Consider the following 19,173-nt stretch of genomic DNA (forward strand, 5'->3'; position numbering starts at 1 on the left):
GGCATCGCGGACCGCGTCCGGCCGGTGTCTGCAAGTGCTCCATGTCGGGCAAAAGTCCATGTCGGGCAAGGGAGTTTCAGTCCTGAATGGTCAAAGCTTCAACCGACTGCGGGGCGCCGGGCGGGTTGTCCGCGATGCGAACTTGACAAACCGGCCGCTTCGTGCCCTACTTATCGGGCGTTAGATAGACACACGAACGCGACCGGGAGCGGTGTGACGTATTCGCTGTCGCGCTGATTTCCTTTTGCCGATTCTTCCCTTTTCTTTTCGTGCCGATCAGTCCTCGCTCGGAGAAAACCGCATGCTTCCTTCTTCCTGGGCCGCGCGGCTGCGGTTGCCGTTGATCGCGGCGCCCATGACGGCCGTTTCGGGTCCCGATCTCGTCGTCGCCGCCTGCCGCCAGGGCGTCGTCGGCTCGTTCCCGACGCACAACGCGCGGACTCCCGCCCAGCTCGGCCGGTGGCTGACCCACATCCGGGAGGCCCTGCCCGCCGCGGCTGCCCCGGTCGCGCCCAACCTGGTCGTGCACCGGTCGAACCCCCGGCTGCGGGAGGACGTGGACTGTCTCGTGCGGCACGGCGCCGAGGTGGTGATCACCAGCGTCGGATCCCCGGAGCCGGTGATCGGGCCGCTGCACGACGCCGGGGCGCTCGTGTTCGCCGACGTCGCGACCCTGCGCCACGTGGACCGGGCCCTGGCGGCCGGCGCCGACGGTCTGGTGCTGCTGACCTCCGGAGCCGGTGGGCAGACGGGGTGGAACAACCCGTTCGCCTTCGTCCGCGCGGTGCGGGAGCGCTACGACGGGCCCGTGGTCCTCGCCGGCGGCGTCAGCGACGGTGTCGCGCTGCTCGCCGCCCGCCTGCTGGGCGCGGACCTGGCGTACATGGGCACCAGGTTCATCGCCACCGAGGAGAGCCTCGCCGGTGACGACTACCGGCGGGCGCTCGTCGAGGCCTCGCTCGACGACATCGTGCTCTCCCGCGGGCCGAGCGGGTTGCCCGCCAACTTCCTCGCCGCCTCGCTCGCCACCGCCGGCCACGGCCCGGACCAGCCCGCCCGGTTCGACTTCCGGACGCTGCTCGAGCGACCGCGGGCCTGGGCGGCCGGCCAGAGCGCGCACGGCGTGCACCGCGTGCAGAGCGTCGCCGATCTGGTCGAGACGACCCGGGCGGAATACGCCTCGGCCCTCCGGGCCGTTCCCGTCGATCCCCTGCCCGAGGCCTGCGCGGCCGGAAAGGAGTTCTGATGTCGTTGTGGGGAACGCTGCCCAGCGTCCTGGACCGCGCCTGCGCGTACTACCCGGACCGGGTGGCCATCGTGGACGGCGACCGCCGGATCCGGTACCGGGAGCTGCGGGAGTGGTCCGACCGCGTCGGCAACGGCCTGCACGAGCTCGGCGTGCGGAAAGGGGACCGGGTCGGGCTGCTGATGCCGAACTGCCTGGAGTTCATCCCGACGCAGCACGGGATCTGGAAGGCCGGTGCGGCGACGGTGCAGATGCCGGCCCGGGCCTCCGCCGAGGACCTCGCGTTCTTCCTCGAGCAGTCCGAAGCTTCGACGCTGGTCTACCACTCCCAGTTCGAGCCGGTCGTCGGGAAGTTCCGCGGCCGGCTGCCGGGCATCCGGCGGTACATCCGGCTGGGCGGCGGGGAGGACCTGGCGGACACCTGGGACTACGGGATGGTGTTCAGCGCGGCGCCGACGGAGACGCCGGTCCCCGAGCCCGCGCCGGGCGACCTCGCCTACGTCGCCTTCACCTCGGGCACGACGGGCACGCCCAAGGGCGTCATCTACACCCACGAGGCCTGGTCGCACTACATCGTGACGGCGGGCCTGGAGATCGCCGACACCCGCCCCGGCGAGGTGTTCGCCCACGGCGCGCCGCTCACGCACTTCACGGGCGCGTTCGTGCTGCCGACGTTCATGCGCGGCGGGACGAACGTCATGCTGCCCACCCTGGACATCGACCTGCTGCTCGACACCGTGGCGAAGGAGCGGGTCACCGCGACCGCGGTGGTGCCGACCGCGCTGTACCTGCTGCTCGACCACCCGCGCTTGGCGGACACGGACCTCTCGTCGCTGCGCACGGTCGTCTACGCCGGTTCGCCGATCGCGCCCGAACGCCTGCGCCAGGCGCTGGCCGCGCTCGGGCCGATCTTCGTGCAGACCTACGCCGGCCACGAGCCCGGCTTCATGACGACGCTGCGCAAGGAGGACCACCGGTTCGGCACGCCGGAGGAGGTCGCGCGGCTGGCGTCCGCCGGGCGGCCGATGTTCCACGTCGAGATGAGCATCCAGGACGAGTCCGACCGGATCCTGCCGGTCGGCGACGTGGGGGAGGTCTGCACCCGGCAGGAGGGGCAGATGGTCGGCTACCTCGATCCCGCGCTGGACGGCGAGGCGATCCGCGACGGCTGGGTGCACTCCGGCGACATCGGCTACCTCGACGACGACGGCTCCCTCTACCTCGTCGACCGCAAGAAGGACATGATCGTGTCGGGCGGGTTCAACGTGTTCCCGAGGCAGGTGGAGGACGTGCTGGCCCAGCACCCCGCGGTCGCGCAGTGCGCGGTGTTCGGCGTGCCCGACCCGAAGTGGGGCGAGGCGGTCAAGGCGGTCGTCGTGCCGAAACCGGGGTCCGACGTGGCTGCCGGGGAGCTGATCGCGCTGGTCAAGGAGCACAAGGGCAGTGTGTGGGCGCCCAAGTCGGTGGACTTCGTGTCCGCGTTGCCCCTGAACGCGTCGGGAAAGGTGGACAAGAAGTCGCTGCGTGCTCCGTACTGGGCCGGGCAGGGCAGGCGCATCGGCTGAGGGGTCAGCATCCGGGGGCGCGCGTGCCCGGTGGGCTGAACTCCAGCCAGAGCGTGTTCGTGCGGGGGAGGACGTACGTGGGGCTCTCCGGGCGGCGCCAGTCGTCCGGGACGAGGACGTACTGGTTGCCCGACTGGAGCAGCAGTTTGAGCCCGGGGTAGCGGTACTGGAACGCGCCGTCCGGGGCGGGGCAGTGCACTTCGCCCGGGAGGTTGAGCTTCTGGGCGCTGTAGAGGACCGCCGCGGGGCGGCCGGCGAGCGCGCGTTCGGTTTCGAAGGCCCGGCGGACGCCGACCTGGCCCGCGTAGTCGGCCACCGCCCAGAACAGGCCGAACGTCACCAGCGCGTACGCCACCAGCCATTCGGCGACCCCGTGCGCGGTCCACCGCCGCCACGCGAAGACCAGCAGCACCACGGCCAGCGCGAAACCGAGCCCGGGCAGCGCGGTGAACCGCCGGAAGGGCACCGGGTCCAGCGCGATCGCGAACGTCACCGCGAGCAGCGCCGCGCCCAGCACCGCGGCCACGGGCGTCGCCCGGCGCAGGATCGTCTGCCAGGCCCGGCGGGAGAGCCGGAAGCGCAGGAACCGGATCACGCCGAGCGCCAGGAACACCGCCCCGGCCAGCTCGGCGATCGGCAGCAGCAGCCCGTCCACCCCGCGTGCCAGTATCTCCGGCGTGGTCTGCCCGAGCAGCGTGTAGTGCACCCGGAAGTAGCTGAAGAACACCTGCGTGGTCAGGAAACCGAAGTAGTAGAGCAGCCCGGTCAGCAGCGTCGCGTTCGCGGCCAGCGTGCCGACCACCCGCAGCGCGCGGGCCGGGCCGGCCGCCTGCCGCGGGCGCGGCGGCGACAGCCGGGTCCTAGCCACCGGACTCGGCGGTGTCCGGGGTGGACTCTGCGGCGGTGGTTTCCTCCGTCGTCTCACAGGGTTTCGCCCTGATCGTGATCGTTCCGCCCGGGAGCACCGGGTCCGGCCCGATGCTCGCCGCGCACTCGCCCCGTCCGGAGACCACCACCTTCACCCCGCAGAGGCCGGGCCCGCACTCCTCGCGCAGGGTCGCGAGGATCTCCGCCCGCGCACCCGCCACCCCTGCGAGCAGCAGCGTGCTGTCGTAGTCGATGGGGCTGCCCGGTACCCCGGGCGGCTCGCTCTTCGACGTGCGGGTCGTCGTCGGGTCCGCGCCCGTGCCGGCCGTCTCGGTCGTGGTGACTTCGGCCGGGCTGTCCGCCGGCTGCTCGCCCGGGATCGGCGACCCGCCCGCGCACCCCGCGAGGGCCGCGCCGATCAGCAACGCACCGTGGTAGCTCCGCATAGCTCACCGTCCTGGCGGGAGTTCCTGCCTATCAGGACGCACCCGGAGCGCGACCTGATACAGCAGCCGGCTCCTCCCTTCGGGTGAATCAGCGCGCGCGGGCGGGCAGCGGCGACGTGCTCGCGCGCGCCGGGACGGCGTACCGGCTCTTCCCGCCGTCACGGGGGAACAACACGGTCATCCAGGTGCCTTCGCCGCCGATCCAGGCCGGCTGCGGCCCGGCGCTCGCGAAGCGCGTCGGCCGGCGGATCGACAGGCCCCCGCTCAGCTCGATCCCACCGCCCTCGGCGGCGAACACCCGCCCGACCGGGGTCACCACGACCGACGCCGGGTGCCACCCGGTGCGGCGCACCGGGTGGCACCTGCGGGCCCAGCTCGCCGCCGCGAACGCGGCGACCGGCGTGCCGGCGAGCCCGGCCAGCAGCGGGACGAGGTTCCAGAAGGACCGGACGGGATCGTCGTTCGCGTCGTCGAGGGTGCGGACGCGAGCGGGGTCCGCGGGGTCGTAGGCGACCAGGACCTGTTGGTACACCTCGAACCGCTGCCCGGTGCTGAGCTTGATCACCGCGGCGCGGCGGGTGTCCCCGACCGGGTAGGTGACTTCGATCGTCGCGTCTCCCCGGCGCGGATGCGGCGCCGTCACGACGGTGGCCGGGACGCGCGTTCCGTGCTCCAGCAGTTCCCGCACGCGGGCCCTGGCGACCTGTGCCAGTGGACGGCCTCGGCCGCCAAGAGGACGGCCGCCGCGGACAGCAGGATGGCGATCGCCAGCGCGACGCCGGTCTCACTGCCGGAGAGATCGCCCCCGATCGCTCCCGTCAGGACCACGCCGATCACGGCGACGACGGCGAGGCATGAGCCGGCGAACCGGTTCCGGGTTCTCCGTCGTCGTCGGACGCGATGTCCGTGGTCATGATCCCAAACTACTCACCCATCCGTGTGACTGGTGCCACAACCGCGGCGGAACTCCTCAGGATCGGCAATTAACCATTTGGTCCATTGAGAGCGAGCACGACGTGGTGGCTCAGCCGGGTGCCGACAGGGCGCGTCCGCGGCAGGCGGCATTCGCCGCCTGGGTCGGCAGCGCTCTGGAGTACTACGCCTTCTTCATCTACGGCACGGCCGCGGCGCTGGTGTTCGGCAAGATCTTCTTCCCGGTCTCGGACCCGGCGACCGGCACGTTGCTGGCCTTGTCCACGTTCGGCGTCGGGTACGTGTCGCGGCCGTTGGGCGCGATCCTGCTCGGCCACCTCGGCGACCGGTTCGGGCGCAAGCGGGTGCTCGTGCTCACCCTGCTCCTGATGGGCGTGTCGACGGTGCTGGTCGGCTGTCTGCCCAGCTACCAGACCGCCGGGGTCGCCGCGCCGGTCATGCTCGTCGCGCTGCGGCTGCTGCAGGGGCTGTCCGCGGGCGGCGAGCAGGCGAGCGCGAACTCGATGTCGCTGGAGCACGCTCCGGAGAACCGCCGCGCGTACTACACCAGCTTCACCCTCAGCGGCACCCAGGCCGGGCAGATCGTCGCCACCGCCGTGTTCCTCCCGGTCGCCGCGCTGCCGCAGGACGTCCTGCTGTCCTGGGGCAGCGCGTGCCGTTCTGGGGCAGCGCCCTGATGGTCCTCGTCGGCTACCTGGTGCGCCGCACGGTCGAGGAGACCCCGGTGTTCGAGCAGGAGGTCCGCACCGGCGAGGTCACCAAGCTGCCGATGGTCGTGCTGCTGCGCGAGCACTGGGCCGACGTGCTACGGGTGATCGTCGCGGCGCTCATCGCGTGCTCGCCAACGTCGCCGCCGTCGTCTCGATCCCGCTGTGGGCGAGGCTCGCCGACCGGGTCGGCCGCAAGCCGCTGTTCATCGCCGGTTCGCTGGGCTGCGCGGTGCTGATCTTCGCCTACCTCGGCGCCATCGCGGCCGGCAGCTGGGGGCTGATCTTCGCCGTCGGCATCGTCCTGTTCGGCGTCGTCTACACCGCCACCAGCGCGGTGTAGCCCGCCTTCTACGGCGAGATGTTCCCGGCCCGCGTGCGGCTGTCCGTTACCGCGATCGGCACCCAGATCGGGTTCGCCATCAGCGGCTTCCTGCCGACCGTGGCCGCCGCGGTCGCCGGTGACGGCACCGGCGCGTGGCTCGGCGTGGCGATCTTCACCGCGGCGCTGTGCCTGGTCAACGTGATCGCCGTGGCCACCGCGCGGGAGACCTACCGCGTCCCGACCGCGCGGCTGGGCATCGAGGAAACCGCTCCGGCGGAGCCGGTGGGCGCTGTGCGGTGAGCGAGTACGAGGTCCACGCCCTCTGCTACGGCCGCCGGAACGGCACCCGCGGACAGCACTTCCTCGGGCGGCCGACCGAGCTGCTGGCCTCGATCGTGGTCGCCGCGGCGGGAGCTGGACTACTGGACCGGACCGTGGGCGCTGGACCACTCCGCGGCGACCGGTTGTCCGAAGTGGACGGAGATGTGGAGGTCCGGCCCGGGCTGAGCGTGCACCTCGTGGGCGGGCACACGGCCGGGATGCAGATCGTCCGCGTCGCGACCGCCGCCGGGCCGGTCGTGGTGGCCTCGGACGCCGGCCACTTCCACGAGAACCTCGACGACGACCGGCCCGCGCCGCTGCTGCACTCGATGCCCGGGGTCTACGGCGCGTTCGACCGGATCCGCGAACTGGGCGGCGTCGTGCTGCCCGGGCACGATCCGGAGGTGCTGGCGCGGTACCCGGCCGTGGCGCGGGACGTCGTCCGCGTCGCCTGAGGCCGGGTACCGGCACGGCGTCAGGCCGCTCGGTCCAGGGCGGCCGGCGCCCCGTCCCGCACCAGACGGCGGCGCTTGTCGTCCGTGGCCCACCACTTCCGCTTGCCCGGGTGGCGCGCCTCGTAGCCCATCTGCCACACGACGCTCCGGCAGATGACCTCCTTCACCACCGCGCCGAGCCGGCCGCCGAGGTAGGAGGCCTTCGCGGTGTCGTCCTTCGTCGAAAACTGGAAGATGCCGTGGCGACGGCCCAGGCTGATGCACTGCCCGGCGAACCCGACGTCGATCGGGGCGGGCTCGGTGCCCGCGATCCGGGCCAGGACCGTCTGGGCGGCCTGCGGGCCCACCTGCACCGCGGCCTGGCAGCTCATCCGGACCGGCAGGCCCGAGGGCGCCGCCGAATCCCCGGCCGCGACGATGCGCTCGTCGTCCACACTGGTCAGGGTCTCGTCGGTGAGCAGGCGGCCCAGCGCGTCGGTGGTCAGGCCGCTGCGGGCGGCGAGGCCGGGCACACCGAACCCGGCGGTCCACAGGGTCACGCCGGAGGTGAGGGTGCGGCCGTCGCTGAGCTGGACGGCGTCGCGGGTCACCGCGGTCACCGCGGGTCCTTCGAGGACGGTCACCCCCAGCTTCGCGAGCCGCCGGGCGACCGACCGCCGTCCACGCGGGTGCAGGTACGGGCCGAGCTCGCCGCCGCAGACCAGCGTCACGGCGCGGCCCCGCCCGGCCAGTTCGGCGGCGGTCTCGATGCCGGTCGGGCCGGCGCCGACGATCGTCACCGCGGCGGCGGCTTCGACGAGCGGCCGGGCGCGCTCGGCTTCTTCGAGCGTGGCGAGCGGGTGGGCGAACTCGGCCGCGCCCGGCACGCTCGGGTCCGCGCTGCCGCTGCCCACCGCGTAGACCAGGTAGTCGTAGCCGATCGTGCCGCCACCGGCGAGGGTCACGCTCCGCTGGGCGGTGTCGATCCGCGTCGCGGTGTCCACCACCAGCCGGATGCCCTCACGCAGGATCTTGCGGTAGCCGACGACCGCGGGGTGCGTGCCGCCGACGAGCTGGTGCAGGCGGACCCGGTCGACGAACTCCGGGCGCGGGTTGACCACGGTGACGGTCACGTCGGCGCGCTGGGTCAGCCGGTTCGCGGCCATGACTCCGGCATAACCGCCGCCGATCACGACCACTTCGGTGTTGCCGCTCATGGTGTCTCCTTTCCAGGGGGTCGACCATCAGACAAAGCGGCCCCGCGGAGCGTGACAGCGCGTGACCTGGATCACTCCGCTGGCGGACGAGAGATCGCCGTCGCCCGGATCCGCGTGAAGCTGGACCAGGTGGCCGGCGACCTCGGTACCACGTGACGCTCCACTCGTTTCGCCTGGTCGGCTCTCGCCCGCCGCGACACATTCGGATGAACTGGACCGAGCACGAAACGACGGACGAGGAGGGGGCCCGTGGCGCTGCCAGAATGGCTGGTCAAGGAGATCGACGAAGTAGGAGACCACCCGGCGTTCGCGGGCGTCGACGAGCTGCACCGCCGGTTGCGCGGGCTCGCCGCGGGCTACGGCGAGATCGCGACGCTCCAGCGCGTGGGCACGTCCCGGCACGGCGAGCCGCTGCTGTGCCTGACGATCGACGGCGAGCCGGGCGATCCCACCGCGCTGGTCTTCGGCCTGCCGCACCCCAACGAGCCCATCGGCGGGCTCACCGCGCTGCACCTGGCCGAGCGGCTGTGCGCCGATCCCGGGCTGCGGGCGCGGCTGCGGCACCGGTGGCGGATCATCGCGTGCATCGACCCGGACGGGCTGCGGCTCAACGAGGGCTGGCTGGCCGGCCCGTTCACCCGGGAGCACTACGCGCGGCACTTCTACCGCCCGGCCGGTTCCGACCAGGTCGAGTGGACGTTCCCGCTGGACTACAAGGACGCCTACTTCGACGCGGCGCTGCCGGAGACGCAGGCGCTGATGCGGCTGATCGACTCCGACCGCCCGGATCTGGTGTGCTCGCTGCACAACAGCGAGCTGGGCGGGGTCTACTACTACCTCAGCCGGCCCGAGCCCGCGCTGCACCGGGTGTTGCAGGCGCTGCCCGGGCACGCCGGGCTGCCGCTGGACCGCGGTGAGCCGGAGGCGCCCTACATCGTGCGGCTGGACGACGCGATCTTCCAGGGCACGTCGATCAGCCGGGCCTACGACTACCTGACCGGCCGGGGCGAGCCGTGGACCAACTCGGCCGGCGACAGCACGGCGTCCTACGCGGGCCGGTACGGGGCGCTCACGCTGGTGACCGAGCTGCCGTACTGGACGTCGGACACCGCGGACGACGAGAGCCCGGCCGGCATCGGGTACGCGTCGGCGCTGGCCGCGCACGCCCGGGCGGTGGCGGACCTGTCGTCGCTGATGACGGACACCATCGAGGCGGTGTCCGGGGCGCTGATGGTGCCGGACTCCCCCTTCTGGCGGGCGAGCCGCTCCTTCGCGACGATGATGGCGGCCGGGGCGCGCAGTGCCCGGTCCCGCAGCACAACCCCGGAGGCCGACCGCCCGGCGACGGTGGCCGAAGTGGCGTCCCTGGCGGAGGCGACGCACAGTTTCCGGTTGCGGTACGGGGGGATTCTGTTGCGGGCGCTGGACGGTGAGCTGGCGGTGGGGAACACGCGGCCGCCGGTGCGGGTCGCGCGGGACCGGGTGGCCGCCCGGCACGCGGAGTGGCTGGCCGAGGACGCCGCGCTGGGCGACTACCGGACGATCCCGATCCGCCACCTGGTGGCGACGCAGTACGGAGCGGTGCTCGCCGCTGCCTCGCAGGTGGCTGGGTGAGTAGCCGCTCCGGCCTGTGGCTGGTGAGTAGCCGCTACGCGGGTGTTTGCGCTGCGCGCGGCTGACAGCGCCGGCTTCGCTCCGCTACGCCCCGATTGAGGCCGCGCCCCGATTTTTCATTGTTTCAACGGCCGAGCAGGGGAGCGGGGGAGGGCTGGGCGGCAGGTGGGTCACCTGCCGTTGCCGGGCGTCACAAACCGCCACCCTGATGTGCTCCGAGAATCTCGGACGCGGCTCAAGCGGACTGTATCACGCAACCTGCTGATTGGTGAACCATTCGTCGAGCACTTCGATCGGTGGTCGATATCCCAGCGCTGAATGTAGTCGGCGTGTGTTGTAGAAGCCTTCGATGAAGCGGATGATCTCGCGGCGAGCCTCCTTCTTGGTCGCGAAATGTCGGTGGTGCATCCACTCCGTCTTCAACTTCCCGAAGAACGACTCGGCCATAGTGTTATCAAAACAGATCCCGGTGCGGCCCATTGATTGCCGAACATTCTCTTCTCGTAGTAGTCGCCCAAAACTGTAGGAGGTATATTGGCTACCGCGGTCGGAGTGGAAGATCGATCCGGCGGGCAGTCGGATACGGTGCGCTGCCATCGTCATCGCCGTGCACACCAGTTCCGCATCGTAATGCTCATCCACAGACCATCCGAGGATGCTCTTCGAGTAGCAGTCGATCACTGTTGCCAGGAAGAGTGCGCCTTCACCGGTGTTGAGCTGCGTGATATCGCCGACCAGTTTCTCCCCAGGTGCCGACGCGGTGAAGTTCCGTCTGACCAGGTCGGGGATCGGGCCGGCAACCCGGTCGGTCACGGTCAGCCCGCGCCGGGGCTTGACCTGCACGGGAAACAGTCGCGCCTGGCGCATGAGCCGCCGCACCAGCTCGTCGTGGACCTGTACGCCGCCGCGCACCAGCTCGGCATGCACGCGCCGATAGCCGTAGGTGCGCTTCGAGGCGGCGAACACCACGCGAATCTGCTCGATCAACAATCCCCGGCGCTGTTCCTGCGCCGAGACCGCGCGACGCTCCCAGTCGTAGAAGCCCGAGCGTGACACACCCATCAGCCGACACATCAGGGCCACATCGAAATGCGCCTTCTCCGCTGCAATACACGCGTAGCGCTGGGCTACCGTTGTTCTTTCGCGAAGAAGGCTGCCGCTTTTTTCAGGAACGCGTTCTCCTGCTCCAGTTCGCGGATACGCCGCTCCAGCTCGCCCACCTGACCCCGCGTCGCGGTCGGCGACTCTTCAGCTCTCTTCTTTTTCTCGGCCGTCACCCAGTTATGCACCGTCTGCGCGACCAAATCAAAATCGCGCGCCGCTTCGGTATAGCTCAGCCCGCCCTCGAGTACCGCGTTGACGACTTCAGCCTTCAATTCCGGCGAGTACTTTCTCGGTCTCCTTGCCATGAAACACTCCTCCGGGCTCCTCCGCCAGTCTACTTGGAAGACGTGTCCGGAGACCTCGGAGCACATCAAAAGAGTACCTTGACAACCCCTGATCGGCCGCAGAACCGGGCTGTGGATCGGGGAGCGGGGGAGGGCTGGGCGGCAGGTGGGTCACCTGCCGTTGCCGGGCGTCACAAACCGCCACCCGGCAACGCAAAGCACCAACCCCCACGAGCCACCCCTCTCCCGCAACCCGATCCCCAGCCAAATCGGTTGCCGAGCAGTCGGGTCAAGGTACTCTTTCCCGCCTTGACGCGACTTCTCGGCAACCGAACAATTGAAGATCGGGTTCGGGAGGGGCAGATCGGGGCGTAGCGAAGCGAAGCCGGCGCAGTTCAGCCACCCGCGTAGCGGCTACGAAACTTTCGACGGATGCGTAGCCAACGGCATCACCCGAATATCCATGTACGGGAACAACGGCAACCCCGACAACAGCTCGTGCAGCTCGTCGTTCGACCCCACGTCGAAGATCGAGATGTTCGAGTACTCACCCACGATGCGCCACAGGTGCGGCCACTTCCCCTCCCGTTGCAGCTGCTGGCTGTACGCCTTCTCCCGGGCGACGATGTCCGCCCGCACCGACGGGTCCATATCGGACGGCAACCGAACATCCATCCGGACGTGGAACAACATGGGTGAGTCCTCCAGAGACGATCAAGCGGGGTCGAGCACGAAACCGTAGGACACCGTCTCGCCGCCGTCGCCCGGTTTCGGGTCCAGCAGCAGCTCCGGCTTGACCGCCGAGGCGATGTCGTCCTCATTGTGCTCGTCGCCGGGGAAGTACAGCTGCGCGGTCAGCAGTTCGTGGCCCGGCGCGGACACCTTGACGTGCAGGTGCGCCGGGCGCCACGCGTGCCAGCCCGCGGCGGCGATGAGCTTGCCGCACGCGCCGTCGGTCGGGATCTGGTACGGCGCGGGCCGCACGGTGTGGATCTCGAACGAGCCGTCCTCCGCCACCGAGAAGGTGCCGCGCAGATTCCACTCCGGGATGCCCGGCGCGAACTGCGAGTACAGGCCGTCGGCGTCGGCGTGCCACAGCTCGACCTTCGCGTCCTTCAGCGGCGTACCATCGACCGAGGTGACCGTGCCGGTCCACACCAGCGGCGTGCCGCCCTCGTCCGCGCGCATCGGCACCGAGCCGCGCGAGCCCTGCTCGGGCGCGCCGGGCACGTAGTACGGGCCTTCGATCGTGCCCTTGTTGCCCTTGCGGTGCGCGGTGGCGACCTCCTCCACCACGTGCTCCACCCACACGTCCAGGAACAGCGGCCATTCGCCGTCCTCGCCGACCTGGATCAGCCACGCCTTCAGCGCGTTGTACTCGTCGTAGGTGACCTTGTGCTTGCGGATCGTCTCGTGCACCGCCGACAGCACCTCACGGGCGAGCGTCGACACCCGCTCCTTCGGGGTGCCGGCCACGGCGGCGAACTTGTCCGTCTTGAACCGCTGCGTGGCGCTGGCCCCCGATTCGGCGGCCGCGGGAGCGTGGTGGGTGGCGGTCATGGGATCCTCCTTGATTCCTTGATATCCGGGGAAGTTTCAGCGGTCCTGGCGGTAGCGGTCGAGCTTGGCCGGGTCGATCTCGATCCCGAGCCCGGCGCCGGGCCGGATGTGCAGCTCACCGTCGTGGATCTCCAGCGGTTCGGTGAGCAGGTCGTCGCTCATGTCGAGGAAGTTGGACAGCTCGCCCGCCCGCCGCGAGGTGAGCGCGTAGGACGCGCCGAACGCGACGGTGCACACCGAACCGATCTGGCCGTCGATCTGGTTGCCCATCACGACCTCCAGGCCCAGCCCCTCGGCGAGGTGGTGCACGCGCTGCGAGTGGGTGAAGCCGGTGCGCGCGGTCTTGATGCTGATCGCGGTGGCCGAGCCGGCCAGGATCTCGCGGGTCACGTCGGCCGGGGTGACGGCCGATTCGTCGGCGATGAACGGCACGTCCAGCTGCGACACCAGCCAGCGGCGGCCCAGCACGTCGTCGGCCGGGCACAGCTCCTCGGCGAACAGCAGGCCGAGGTCGGCCATCTCCTTCATCGCCACGGCCGACTCCGAGGCGGTCCAGCCCCGGTTGCCGTCCACGTACAACTCGACGTCGTCGCCCATGCCCTCGCGCAGGGCCCGCACCACGGCGGTGTCCAGGGAGACCGGGCGGCGCCCGACCTTGACCTTGAACGTGGTGATGCCGTGCTCGTCGCGCATGCGCTGGGCTTCGGCGACCATCGCCGACGGCTCGTCGAACCCGAGCATGTGCGACACGCGCATCCGGTCGGTGTAGCCGCCGAGCAGCTCGGTGACCTGCACGTCCAGGGTGCGGCCGAGCGCGTCCCACACGGCCATGTCGATGGCCGCCTTCGCGGCCGGGTTGCCGACCGTGCGCGCCAGGCGCGAGGCCATGGTCTCGCGTTCGAGCAGGGTCAGGCCGGTCACCTGCGGGGCGAAGATCTTCTCGATCACCGCGATGATCCCGGCCTGCGTCTCGCCGTAGGTGAACGGCCGCGGCGGCGCCTCGGCCACGCCGGTGATCCCGTCGTCGGTGTGCACCCGCACCAGCACGTGCTCGGCCACGTGCACCTCGCCGGAGGCGAACTTGAGCGGTTTGCGGTACGGGATGGCGAACGGGATCGCCTCCACGCGCGTGATCTTCATCGGCTGACCTCGGATGCTTGTGGTTGCGGAGCGAGGGCGGCCTCGAGGACGTCGAGGACCGACCGGACGAGCGGGGAGTCGTTGTCGCGGCGCCAGGCGAGGGCGAGTTCGACCGTGCCGGCGTCGGCGAGGTCGCGGAACACGACCCCGGCCAGCGGCAGCGCGCGGGCCGACGCGGGCACCACCGCGACGCCGAGCCCGCCGGCGACCAGCGCCAGCAGCACCGCCGTGCCGGCCGCTTCGTGCTCGCGGCGCGGGCTGAACCCGGCGGCCTGGCAGCTGCGCATGACGGCGTCGTTGACCACGGAGTCCTTGCTGGCGTAGCTGATGAACCCCTCCGTGCGCAGGTCGGCCACCGACACCGCGGGCTCGACCGCGAGCCGGTGGTCGGCGGGCACGGCGAGGATCAGCGGCTCGACCTCCAGGGTGTGCAGCTCGATGTCCTCGCCCTGCGCGGGCGGGCGCAGCACGGCCAGGTCGAGGCCGCCGTTGCGGAGCCCGTCGCACTGGGCCGGGGTGAGCAGGTCCGCGTGCACCTCGACGGCCACCCCGGGCAGGTCCCGCTTGACCGCGCGGGCGATGCGCGGCAGGTGCGAGAACGCCGAGGTGCCGGTGAACCCGACCCGGACCAGGCCCAGGCGGCCGTCGGCGATGCGGCGCACGCCGCGGACGCTGTCCTCGACCGTGTCCAGCACCCGGCGCGCCTCGGCCAGCAGGAACTCACCCGCCGGGGTGAGCCGGACCTGCCGGGTGGTGCGGGTGAACAGGGGCGCGCCCAGCTCGGCCTCCAGCTGGCGGATCGCGTGCGACAGGGCCGGCTGCGCCATGTGCAGGCGCTCGGCGGCCTTCCCGAAGTGGCAGGTGTCGGCCACGGCGGTGAAGTACCGCAGATGACGCAGCTCCATCGCCGGCCTCCTTCCCGCTCCTCGTGGATTCATTCACCGTAGGTACGGATATTGAGTCAAGACAAGGAGCGATTCGGTCTGGATTGATCGATGCTATCGATTAATAGCACCCTGGGTCAGGACTAGGTAATCGCCCGGTGTGACTGGGGCCACGGGTTGTCATGGTCGGGGGAACACGCAGAGCCGAGCAGTGCCGCTGAGGCCGTTGGAGGTTTCCATGACCGAGACCGTGGACCACGTGTCGGCCGTCCTCGCCGACGCCGTCGTGGAGGACCGCGAGGCCGGAATCTACCGCGCGAACCGCCGGATCTTCACCGACGAGGAGATCTTCGAACTCGAGATGAAGCACATCTTCGAGGGCAACTGGATCTACCTCGCCCACGAGAGCCAGATCCCGAACCCGGGCGACTACTTCACCACCTACATCGGACGGCAGCCGGTGGTGATCACGCGCGACTCCGGCGGCGAGCTGCACTGCCTGATCAACGCCTGCGCGCACCGGGGCGCGATGATCTGCCGCCGCAAGACCGACAACCGGATGACCCTGACCTGCCCCTTTCACGGCTGGACCTTCCGCAACGACGGCAAGCTGCTCAAGGTCAAGGACCCCGACGGCGCCGGGTACCCGGCCTCGTTCAACACCGGCGGCTCGCACGACCTGAGCCGCGTGGCCCGCTTCGACAGCTACCGCGGATTCCTGTTCGGCAGCCTCAACGCCGACGTGCTGCCTCTGGAGGAGCACCTCGGGGACACCACGAAGATCATCGACATGCTGGTGGACCAGTCCCCGGAGGGGCTGGAGGTGCTGCGCGGCTCGTCCACCTACACCTTCGACGGCAACTGGAAGGTGCAGGCCGAAAACGGCGCCGACGGCTACCACGTCACCGCGACGCACTGGAACTACGCGGCCACCACCGCGCGGCGCAACACCGGTGAGTCCACGAACGACACCAAGACCCTCGACGCCGGCAGCTGGGGCAAGTCCGGCGGCGGCTACTGGTCCTTCCCGCACGGGCACCTGTGCCTGTGGACGTGGGCGGCCAACCCGCAGGACCGTCCACTGTGGAACCGGATGGACGAGCTGAAGGCGGAGTTCGGCGACGCCAAGGGCGAGTTCATGGTCAAGGGCTCCCGCAACCTGTGCCTGTACCCCAACGTCTACCTGATGGACCAGTTCTCCACGCAGATCCGGCACTTCCGGCCGATCGCGCCGGACAAGACCGAGGTGACGATCTACTGCATCGCGCCCAAGGGCGAGAGCGCCGACGCGCGCGCCTGGCGGATCCGACAGTACGAGGACTTCTTCAACGCCTCCGGCATGGCCACCCCGGACGACCTGGAGGAGTTCCGCTCCTGCCAGCTCACCTTCCGCGCCACCGCCGCGCCGTGGAACGACATGAGCCGCGGCGCCGAGCACTGGCTGACCGGCCCGGACGAGGTCGCGCTGGCCCTGGACATGAAGGGCGTCATCTCGGCGGGGCAGAAGAACGAGGACGAGGGGCTGTACCCGGTCCAGCACGGCTACTGGCGGGACACCCTGCGCAAGGCGATCGGAGCGGCGGAATGACCACCGGGATCAAGACCATCACCCAGACCGACATCGAGCAGTTCCTCTACCGCGAGGCGCGCTACCTCGACGACCGCGAGTTCGAGAAGTGGCTGGACTGCTACGCCGACGACGTCGTGTTCTGGATGCCCTCCTGGGGCGACGACGACCTGCTGACCGAGGACCCGCGGAGCCAGATCTCGCTCATCTACTACCCGAACAAGGGCGGGCTGGAGGACCGGGTGTTCCGGATCCGCACCGAGCGGTCCAGCGCCACGTCGATCCCGGAGCCGCGCACCAGCCACAACATCACCAACGTCGAGCTGATCGAGCGCCGCGGCGACATCGTGGACGTGCGCTTCAACTGGCACACCATGTACTTCCGCTACAAGACGGTCGACCCGTACTACGGCACGTCGTTCTACACGATCGACTTCTCCGGCGAATCCCCGCTGATCCGCCGCAAGACCGTCATCCTGAAGAACGACTACATCCACCACGTCGTCGACGTCTACCACATCTAGGACTGTCACGGGCTGGTTTGCGTGGCGGTGCGGGTGGCGGAACCTCAGACGCCCCCTCGCTGTGGGATCGCCTCCTCATGAATGCCAATTCATCACGTCGGCGCTGTCCTCGCGAGGGGACGTCTGAGAACCCGCGGCGGTGCCGGTTCACGGCCCACCACAAGCGGCTTCGCCGCTTCACCACCTCGCCCGAGCACCAGGAGTCACCATGGCTTTCCAGGTCGCACTGTCCTTCGAGGACGGTGTCACCCGCTTCATCAGGTGCGAGCCGGACCAGACGGTCGCCGACGCGTCCTACCGGCAGCGCATCAACATCCCGCTGGACTGCCGCGACGGGGCGTGCGGGACGTGCAAGGCGTTCTGCGAGTCCGGTGAGTACGACGGCGGCACCTACATCGACGACGCGTTGCCGGAGGACGAGGCCGCCCGCGGGTACGTGCTGCCGTGCAGCATGAAACCGAAGTCCGATTTGGTGCTGCAGATCGCCAGCACGTCGGCGGTGGCGAAGACCCAGGCGGCGACCTACCCGGCGACGCTCACCGCGCTGGAGCGGTTGTCGCCGACCACGGTCGCCCTCACGCTGGAGACGCCGGACCGCGACCAGCTGGCGTTCCTGCCCGGGCAGTACGTCAACATCGAGGTCCCCGGCACCGGTCAGACGCGCTCGTACTCGTTCAGCAACGCCCCGGACGACAAGCAGCTGACGTTCCTGGTGAAGCTCACGCCGGGCGGGGTCATGTCGGACTACCTCACCGAGCGGGCCGCGCCCGGGGACGAGCTGACCTTCACCGGCCCGCACGGCAGCTTCTTCCTGCGCGAGGCCGACCGGCCGGTGCTGCTGCTCGCGGGCGGCACCGGGCTGGCGCCGATCCTGTCGATCGTGCGGGCCCTGCGCGGCTCCGCCCGGCGGGCGCACCTGATCTACGGCGTCACCACCGACGACGACCTGGTCGAGATGGACACGCTCGCCGCGCTGGCCGCCGAGGTCGAGGGGCTCACCTGGGACTACTGCGTCGCCGACCCGGATTCGAGCGCCCCGAACAAGGGTTACGTGACCAGCCTGATCCGCGACGAGCACCTGCACGGCGGCGAGGTGGCGGTGTACCTGTGCGGCCCGCCGCCGATGGTCGAGGCGGTGCGCCGGCACTTCGCCGACACGGGCGTGGAACCGGCGGGCTTCTACTACGAGAAGTTCGCGTTGTCGGCCGCCGCGGTGGCGACCAAGGCCGATCCCGAGCCCGAGGCCGTCCCGGTCACCCCGGCTCCGGCCCGGCCGGCACCGGCCGCTCCGGTTTCGTCTGCCCCGGAACCGGTGGGGGCGAGCCGGGCCGTCGCCGGGCAGCGGATCTTCCCGCTCGCCGAGGTCGCGCCGCTCCACGGCGGCTCGCCTCGGCCCGCGGCCGAGGAGGCGGCCACGGCTCGTGCCATCGCCGGTCAGGTCATCTGGCCGGGACAGGGCACCGGCGGCGCCCTCGACCCCGGCGACTCCCCGCGACCCACCGCGTCCCGCACCATCGCGGGCCAGGAAATGCTGCCCCGGCAGGACATCACCCCCGCGTTCGAGGCGGGGGACCGGCCGGCCGCGCGGCGGACGGAGTTCCTCAGCCCGGGCCGCTTCGCCGGCAAGGTCGTCGTGGTGACCGGCGCCGCGCAGGGCATCGGTGCGCGGGTCGCGCGGCGGATCAGCGCCGAGGGCGGCACGGTCGTCCTCGCCGACCGCGCGGACCTGGTGACCGCCGTCGCCGACGAGCTCAGCGGCGAAACCCTGCCGGTGCTCGCCGACCTGGAGACCTGGGCGGGCGCGCAGGCGGTGGCCGAGGCGGCGCTGGCCCGGTACGGCCGCATCGACGTGCTGGTCAACAACGTCGGCGGGGCCATCTGGTTCAAGCCGTTCACCGAGTTCACCCCGGCGCAGATCGACGCCGAGATCCGCCGGTCGCTGATGACCACGCTGTACTCGTGCCGCGCCGCGCTGCCGTCGATGGCCGCGCGGGGGCACGGCGTGATCGTCAACGTCTCCTCGGCCGCCACCCGGGGCATCCACCGCATCCCGTACTCGGCGGCCAAGGGCGGCATCAACGCCATCACGGCCTCGCTCGCGCTGGAGTACGCCGACGCGGGCATCCGGGTGGTCGCGACCGCGCCCGGCGGCACCGAAGCGCCGCCGCGCCGGATCAGCCGCGGCGGGTCGGCGCTGGAGACCGAGCAGGAGCGGGCCTGGTTCCAGGCGCACATCGACCAGACCGTGCAGTCGTCGCTGATGAAGCGCTACGGCACGCTCGACGAGCAGGCCGCCGCGATCGCGTTCCTGGCCTCCGACGAGGCCTCCTACATCACCGGCACCGTCCTGCCGGTGGCCGGGGGCGACCTCGGCTGACATCCCCGGCGGCCCCGCCCGGGGCCGCTGTTTCCTCCCCACACCCCACCCCGGGAGC

General features: G+C 70.8%; 17 protein-coding genes and 1 pseudogene. 8 read left to right on the forward strand and 10 right to left on the reverse strand.

Annotation, left to right across the window (positions count from 1 at the left end; translation table 11 throughout):
• Window positions 1–301 precede the first annotated feature (301 nt).
• Together L1857_RS13490 and L1857_RS13495 are read left to right on the forward strand one after the other, a co-directional pair.
• A complete protein-coding gene (locus tag L1857_RS13490; protein ID WP_094005272.1) occupies window positions 302–1,246 on the forward strand; it encodes an NAD(P)H-dependent flavin oxidoreductase in 945 nt (314 codons plus the stop codon).
• Window positions 1,246–2,811, forward strand: a complete 1,566-nt coding sequence (locus tag L1857_RS13495) for an AMP-binding protein (RefSeq protein WP_116113181.1) — start codon at window positions 1,246–1,248, stop codon at window positions 2,809–2,811. The genes L1857_RS13490 and L1857_RS13495 overlap by 1 nt, the downstream gene beginning before the upstream one ends.
• Before the next feature lie 4 nt (window positions 2,812–2,815).
• Here the strand turns inward: L1857_RS13495 and L1857_RS13500 are convergent, their stop codons facing one another.
• The 3 genes from L1857_RS13500 to L1857_RS13510 all read right to left on the reverse strand — a co-directional run bounded on the left by L1857_RS13500 (window position 2,816) and on the right by L1857_RS13510 (window position 4,812).
• Window positions 2,816–3,679, reverse strand: coding sequence for a hypothetical protein (locus L1857_RS13500; protein ID WP_249465222.1), 864 nt, complete (start codon window positions 3,677–3,679; stop codon window positions 2,816–2,818).
• Window positions 3,672–4,124 carry a hypothetical protein gene (locus L1857_RS13505; RefSeq protein ID WP_116113175.1) on the reverse strand — a complete coding sequence of 151 codons (453 nt, stop codon included), beginning with the start codon at window positions 4,122–4,124 and terminating at the stop codon, window positions 3,672–3,674. Before L1857_RS13505 ends, L1857_RS13500 begins: the two co-directional genes overlap by 8 nt.
• Window positions 4,125–4,212: 88 nt before the next feature.
• Entirely contained in the window at window positions 4,213–4,812 is a 600-nt protein-coding gene (locus L1857_RS13510) for a hypothetical protein (protein ID WP_162831192.1), read from the reverse strand.
• 328 nt (window positions 4,813–5,140) lie between these two features.
• Here L1857_RS13510 and L1857_RS13515 point away from each other — a divergent pair.
• Together L1857_RS13515 and L1857_RS13520 are read left to right on the forward strand one after the other, a co-directional pair.
• A pseudogene (locus tag L1857_RS13515) lies at window positions 5,141–6,389 on the forward strand (MFS transporter).
• Entirely contained in the window at window positions 6,386–6,865 is a 480-nt protein-coding gene (locus L1857_RS13520) for an MBL fold metallo-hydrolase (protein ID WP_116113167.1), read from the forward strand. Before L1857_RS13515 ends, L1857_RS13520 begins: the two are co-directional and overlap by 4 nt.
• A 20-nt stretch (window positions 6,866–6,885) precedes the next feature.
• Here the strand turns inward: L1857_RS13520 and L1857_RS13525 are convergent, their stop codons facing one another.
• On the reverse strand, window positions 6,886–8,061 hold the full coding sequence (locus L1857_RS13525; RefSeq protein WP_249465226.1) for an NAD(P)/FAD-dependent oxidoreductase: 1,176 nt from the start codon (window positions 8,059–8,061) through the stop codon (window positions 6,886–6,888).
• 249 nt (window positions 8,062–8,310) lie between these two features.
• On the opposite strand from L1857_RS13525, the gene L1857_RS13530 reads away from it, so the two are divergent.
• Complete coding sequence (locus L1857_RS13530) at window positions 8,311–9,675, forward strand: M14 family zinc carboxypeptidase (protein WP_116113161.1); 1,365 nt, start codon at window positions 8,311–8,313, stop codon at window positions 9,673–9,675.
• Between the two features lie 249 nt (window positions 9,676–9,924).
• On the opposite strand, the gene L1857_RS13535 is transcribed toward L1857_RS13530, so the two are convergent.
• From L1857_RS13535 to L1857_RS13560, 6 genes are all read right to left on the reverse strand, one after another.
• Window positions 9,925–10,785, reverse strand: coding sequence for an IS3 family transposase (locus L1857_RS13535; protein WP_249467417.1), 861 nt, complete (start codon window positions 10,783–10,785; stop codon window positions 9,925–9,927).
• A gap of 17 nt (window positions 10,786–10,802) precedes the next feature.
• Entirely contained in the window at window positions 10,803–11,084 is a 282-nt protein-coding gene (locus L1857_RS13540) for a transposase (RefSeq protein WP_249464791.1), read from the reverse strand.
• A 393-nt stretch (window positions 11,085–11,477) separates the two neighbouring features.
• On the reverse strand, window positions 11,478–11,756 hold the full coding sequence (catC, locus tag L1857_RS13545) for a muconolactone Delta-isomerase (protein WP_116115052.1): 279 nt from the start codon (window positions 11,754–11,756) through the stop codon (window positions 11,478–11,480).
• Window positions 11,757–11,777: 21 nt separating this feature from the next.
• On the reverse strand, window positions 11,778–12,623 hold the full coding sequence (catA, locus tag L1857_RS13550) for a catechol 1,2-dioxygenase (RefSeq protein WP_094005264.1): 846 nt from the start codon (window positions 12,621–12,623) through the stop codon (window positions 11,778–11,780).
• A 36-nt stretch (window positions 12,624–12,659) separates the two neighbouring features.
• A complete protein-coding gene (locus tag L1857_RS13555; protein WP_116115050.1) occupies window positions 12,660–13,763 on the reverse strand; it encodes a mandelate racemase/muconate lactonizing enzyme family protein in 1,104 nt (367 codons plus the stop codon).
• A complete protein-coding gene (locus L1857_RS13560) occupies window positions 13,760–14,668 on the reverse strand; it encodes a LysR substrate-binding domain-containing protein (RefSeq protein ID WP_249465229.1) in 909 nt (302 codons plus the stop codon). The genes L1857_RS13555 and L1857_RS13560 overlap by 4 nt, the downstream gene beginning before the upstream one ends.
• Before the next feature lie 217 nt (window positions 14,669–14,885).
• Here L1857_RS13560 and benA point away from each other — a divergent pair, with 217 nt between their 5' ends.
• The 3 genes from benA to benC all read left to right on the forward strand — a co-directional run bounded on the left by benA (window position 14,886) and on the right by benC (window position 19,115).
• The gene (gene benA / locus L1857_RS13565; protein ID WP_116115046.1) at window positions 14,886–16,235 is read left to right on the forward strand and encodes a benzoate 1,2-dioxygenase large subunit; all 1,350 of its coding nucleotides are present in this window, start codon (window positions 14,886–14,888) and stop codon (window positions 16,233–16,235) included.
• The gene (benB, locus tag L1857_RS13570) at window positions 16,232–16,738 is read left to right on the forward strand and encodes a benzoate 1,2-dioxygenase small subunit (protein WP_094005260.1); all 507 of its coding nucleotides are present in this window, start codon (window positions 16,232–16,234) and stop codon (window positions 16,736–16,738) included. The genes benA and benB overlap by 4 nt, the downstream gene beginning before the upstream one ends.
• A gap of 208 nt (window positions 16,739–16,946) precedes the next feature.
• Window positions 16,947–19,115 carry a benzoate 1,2-dioxygenase electron transfer component BenC gene (benC, locus tag L1857_RS35395; protein ID WP_283258012.1) on the forward strand — a complete coding sequence of 723 codons (2,169 nt, stop codon included), beginning with the start codon at window positions 16,947–16,949 and terminating at the stop codon, window positions 19,113–19,115.
• Window positions 19,116–19,173 lie beyond the last annotated feature (58 nt).

The organism is Amycolatopsis thermalba, from assembly GCF_023376025.1.
GTDB classification, from domain to species: Bacteria; Actinomycetota; Actinomycetes; order Mycobacteriales; family Pseudonocardiaceae; genus Amycolatopsis_E; species Amycolatopsis_E thermalba.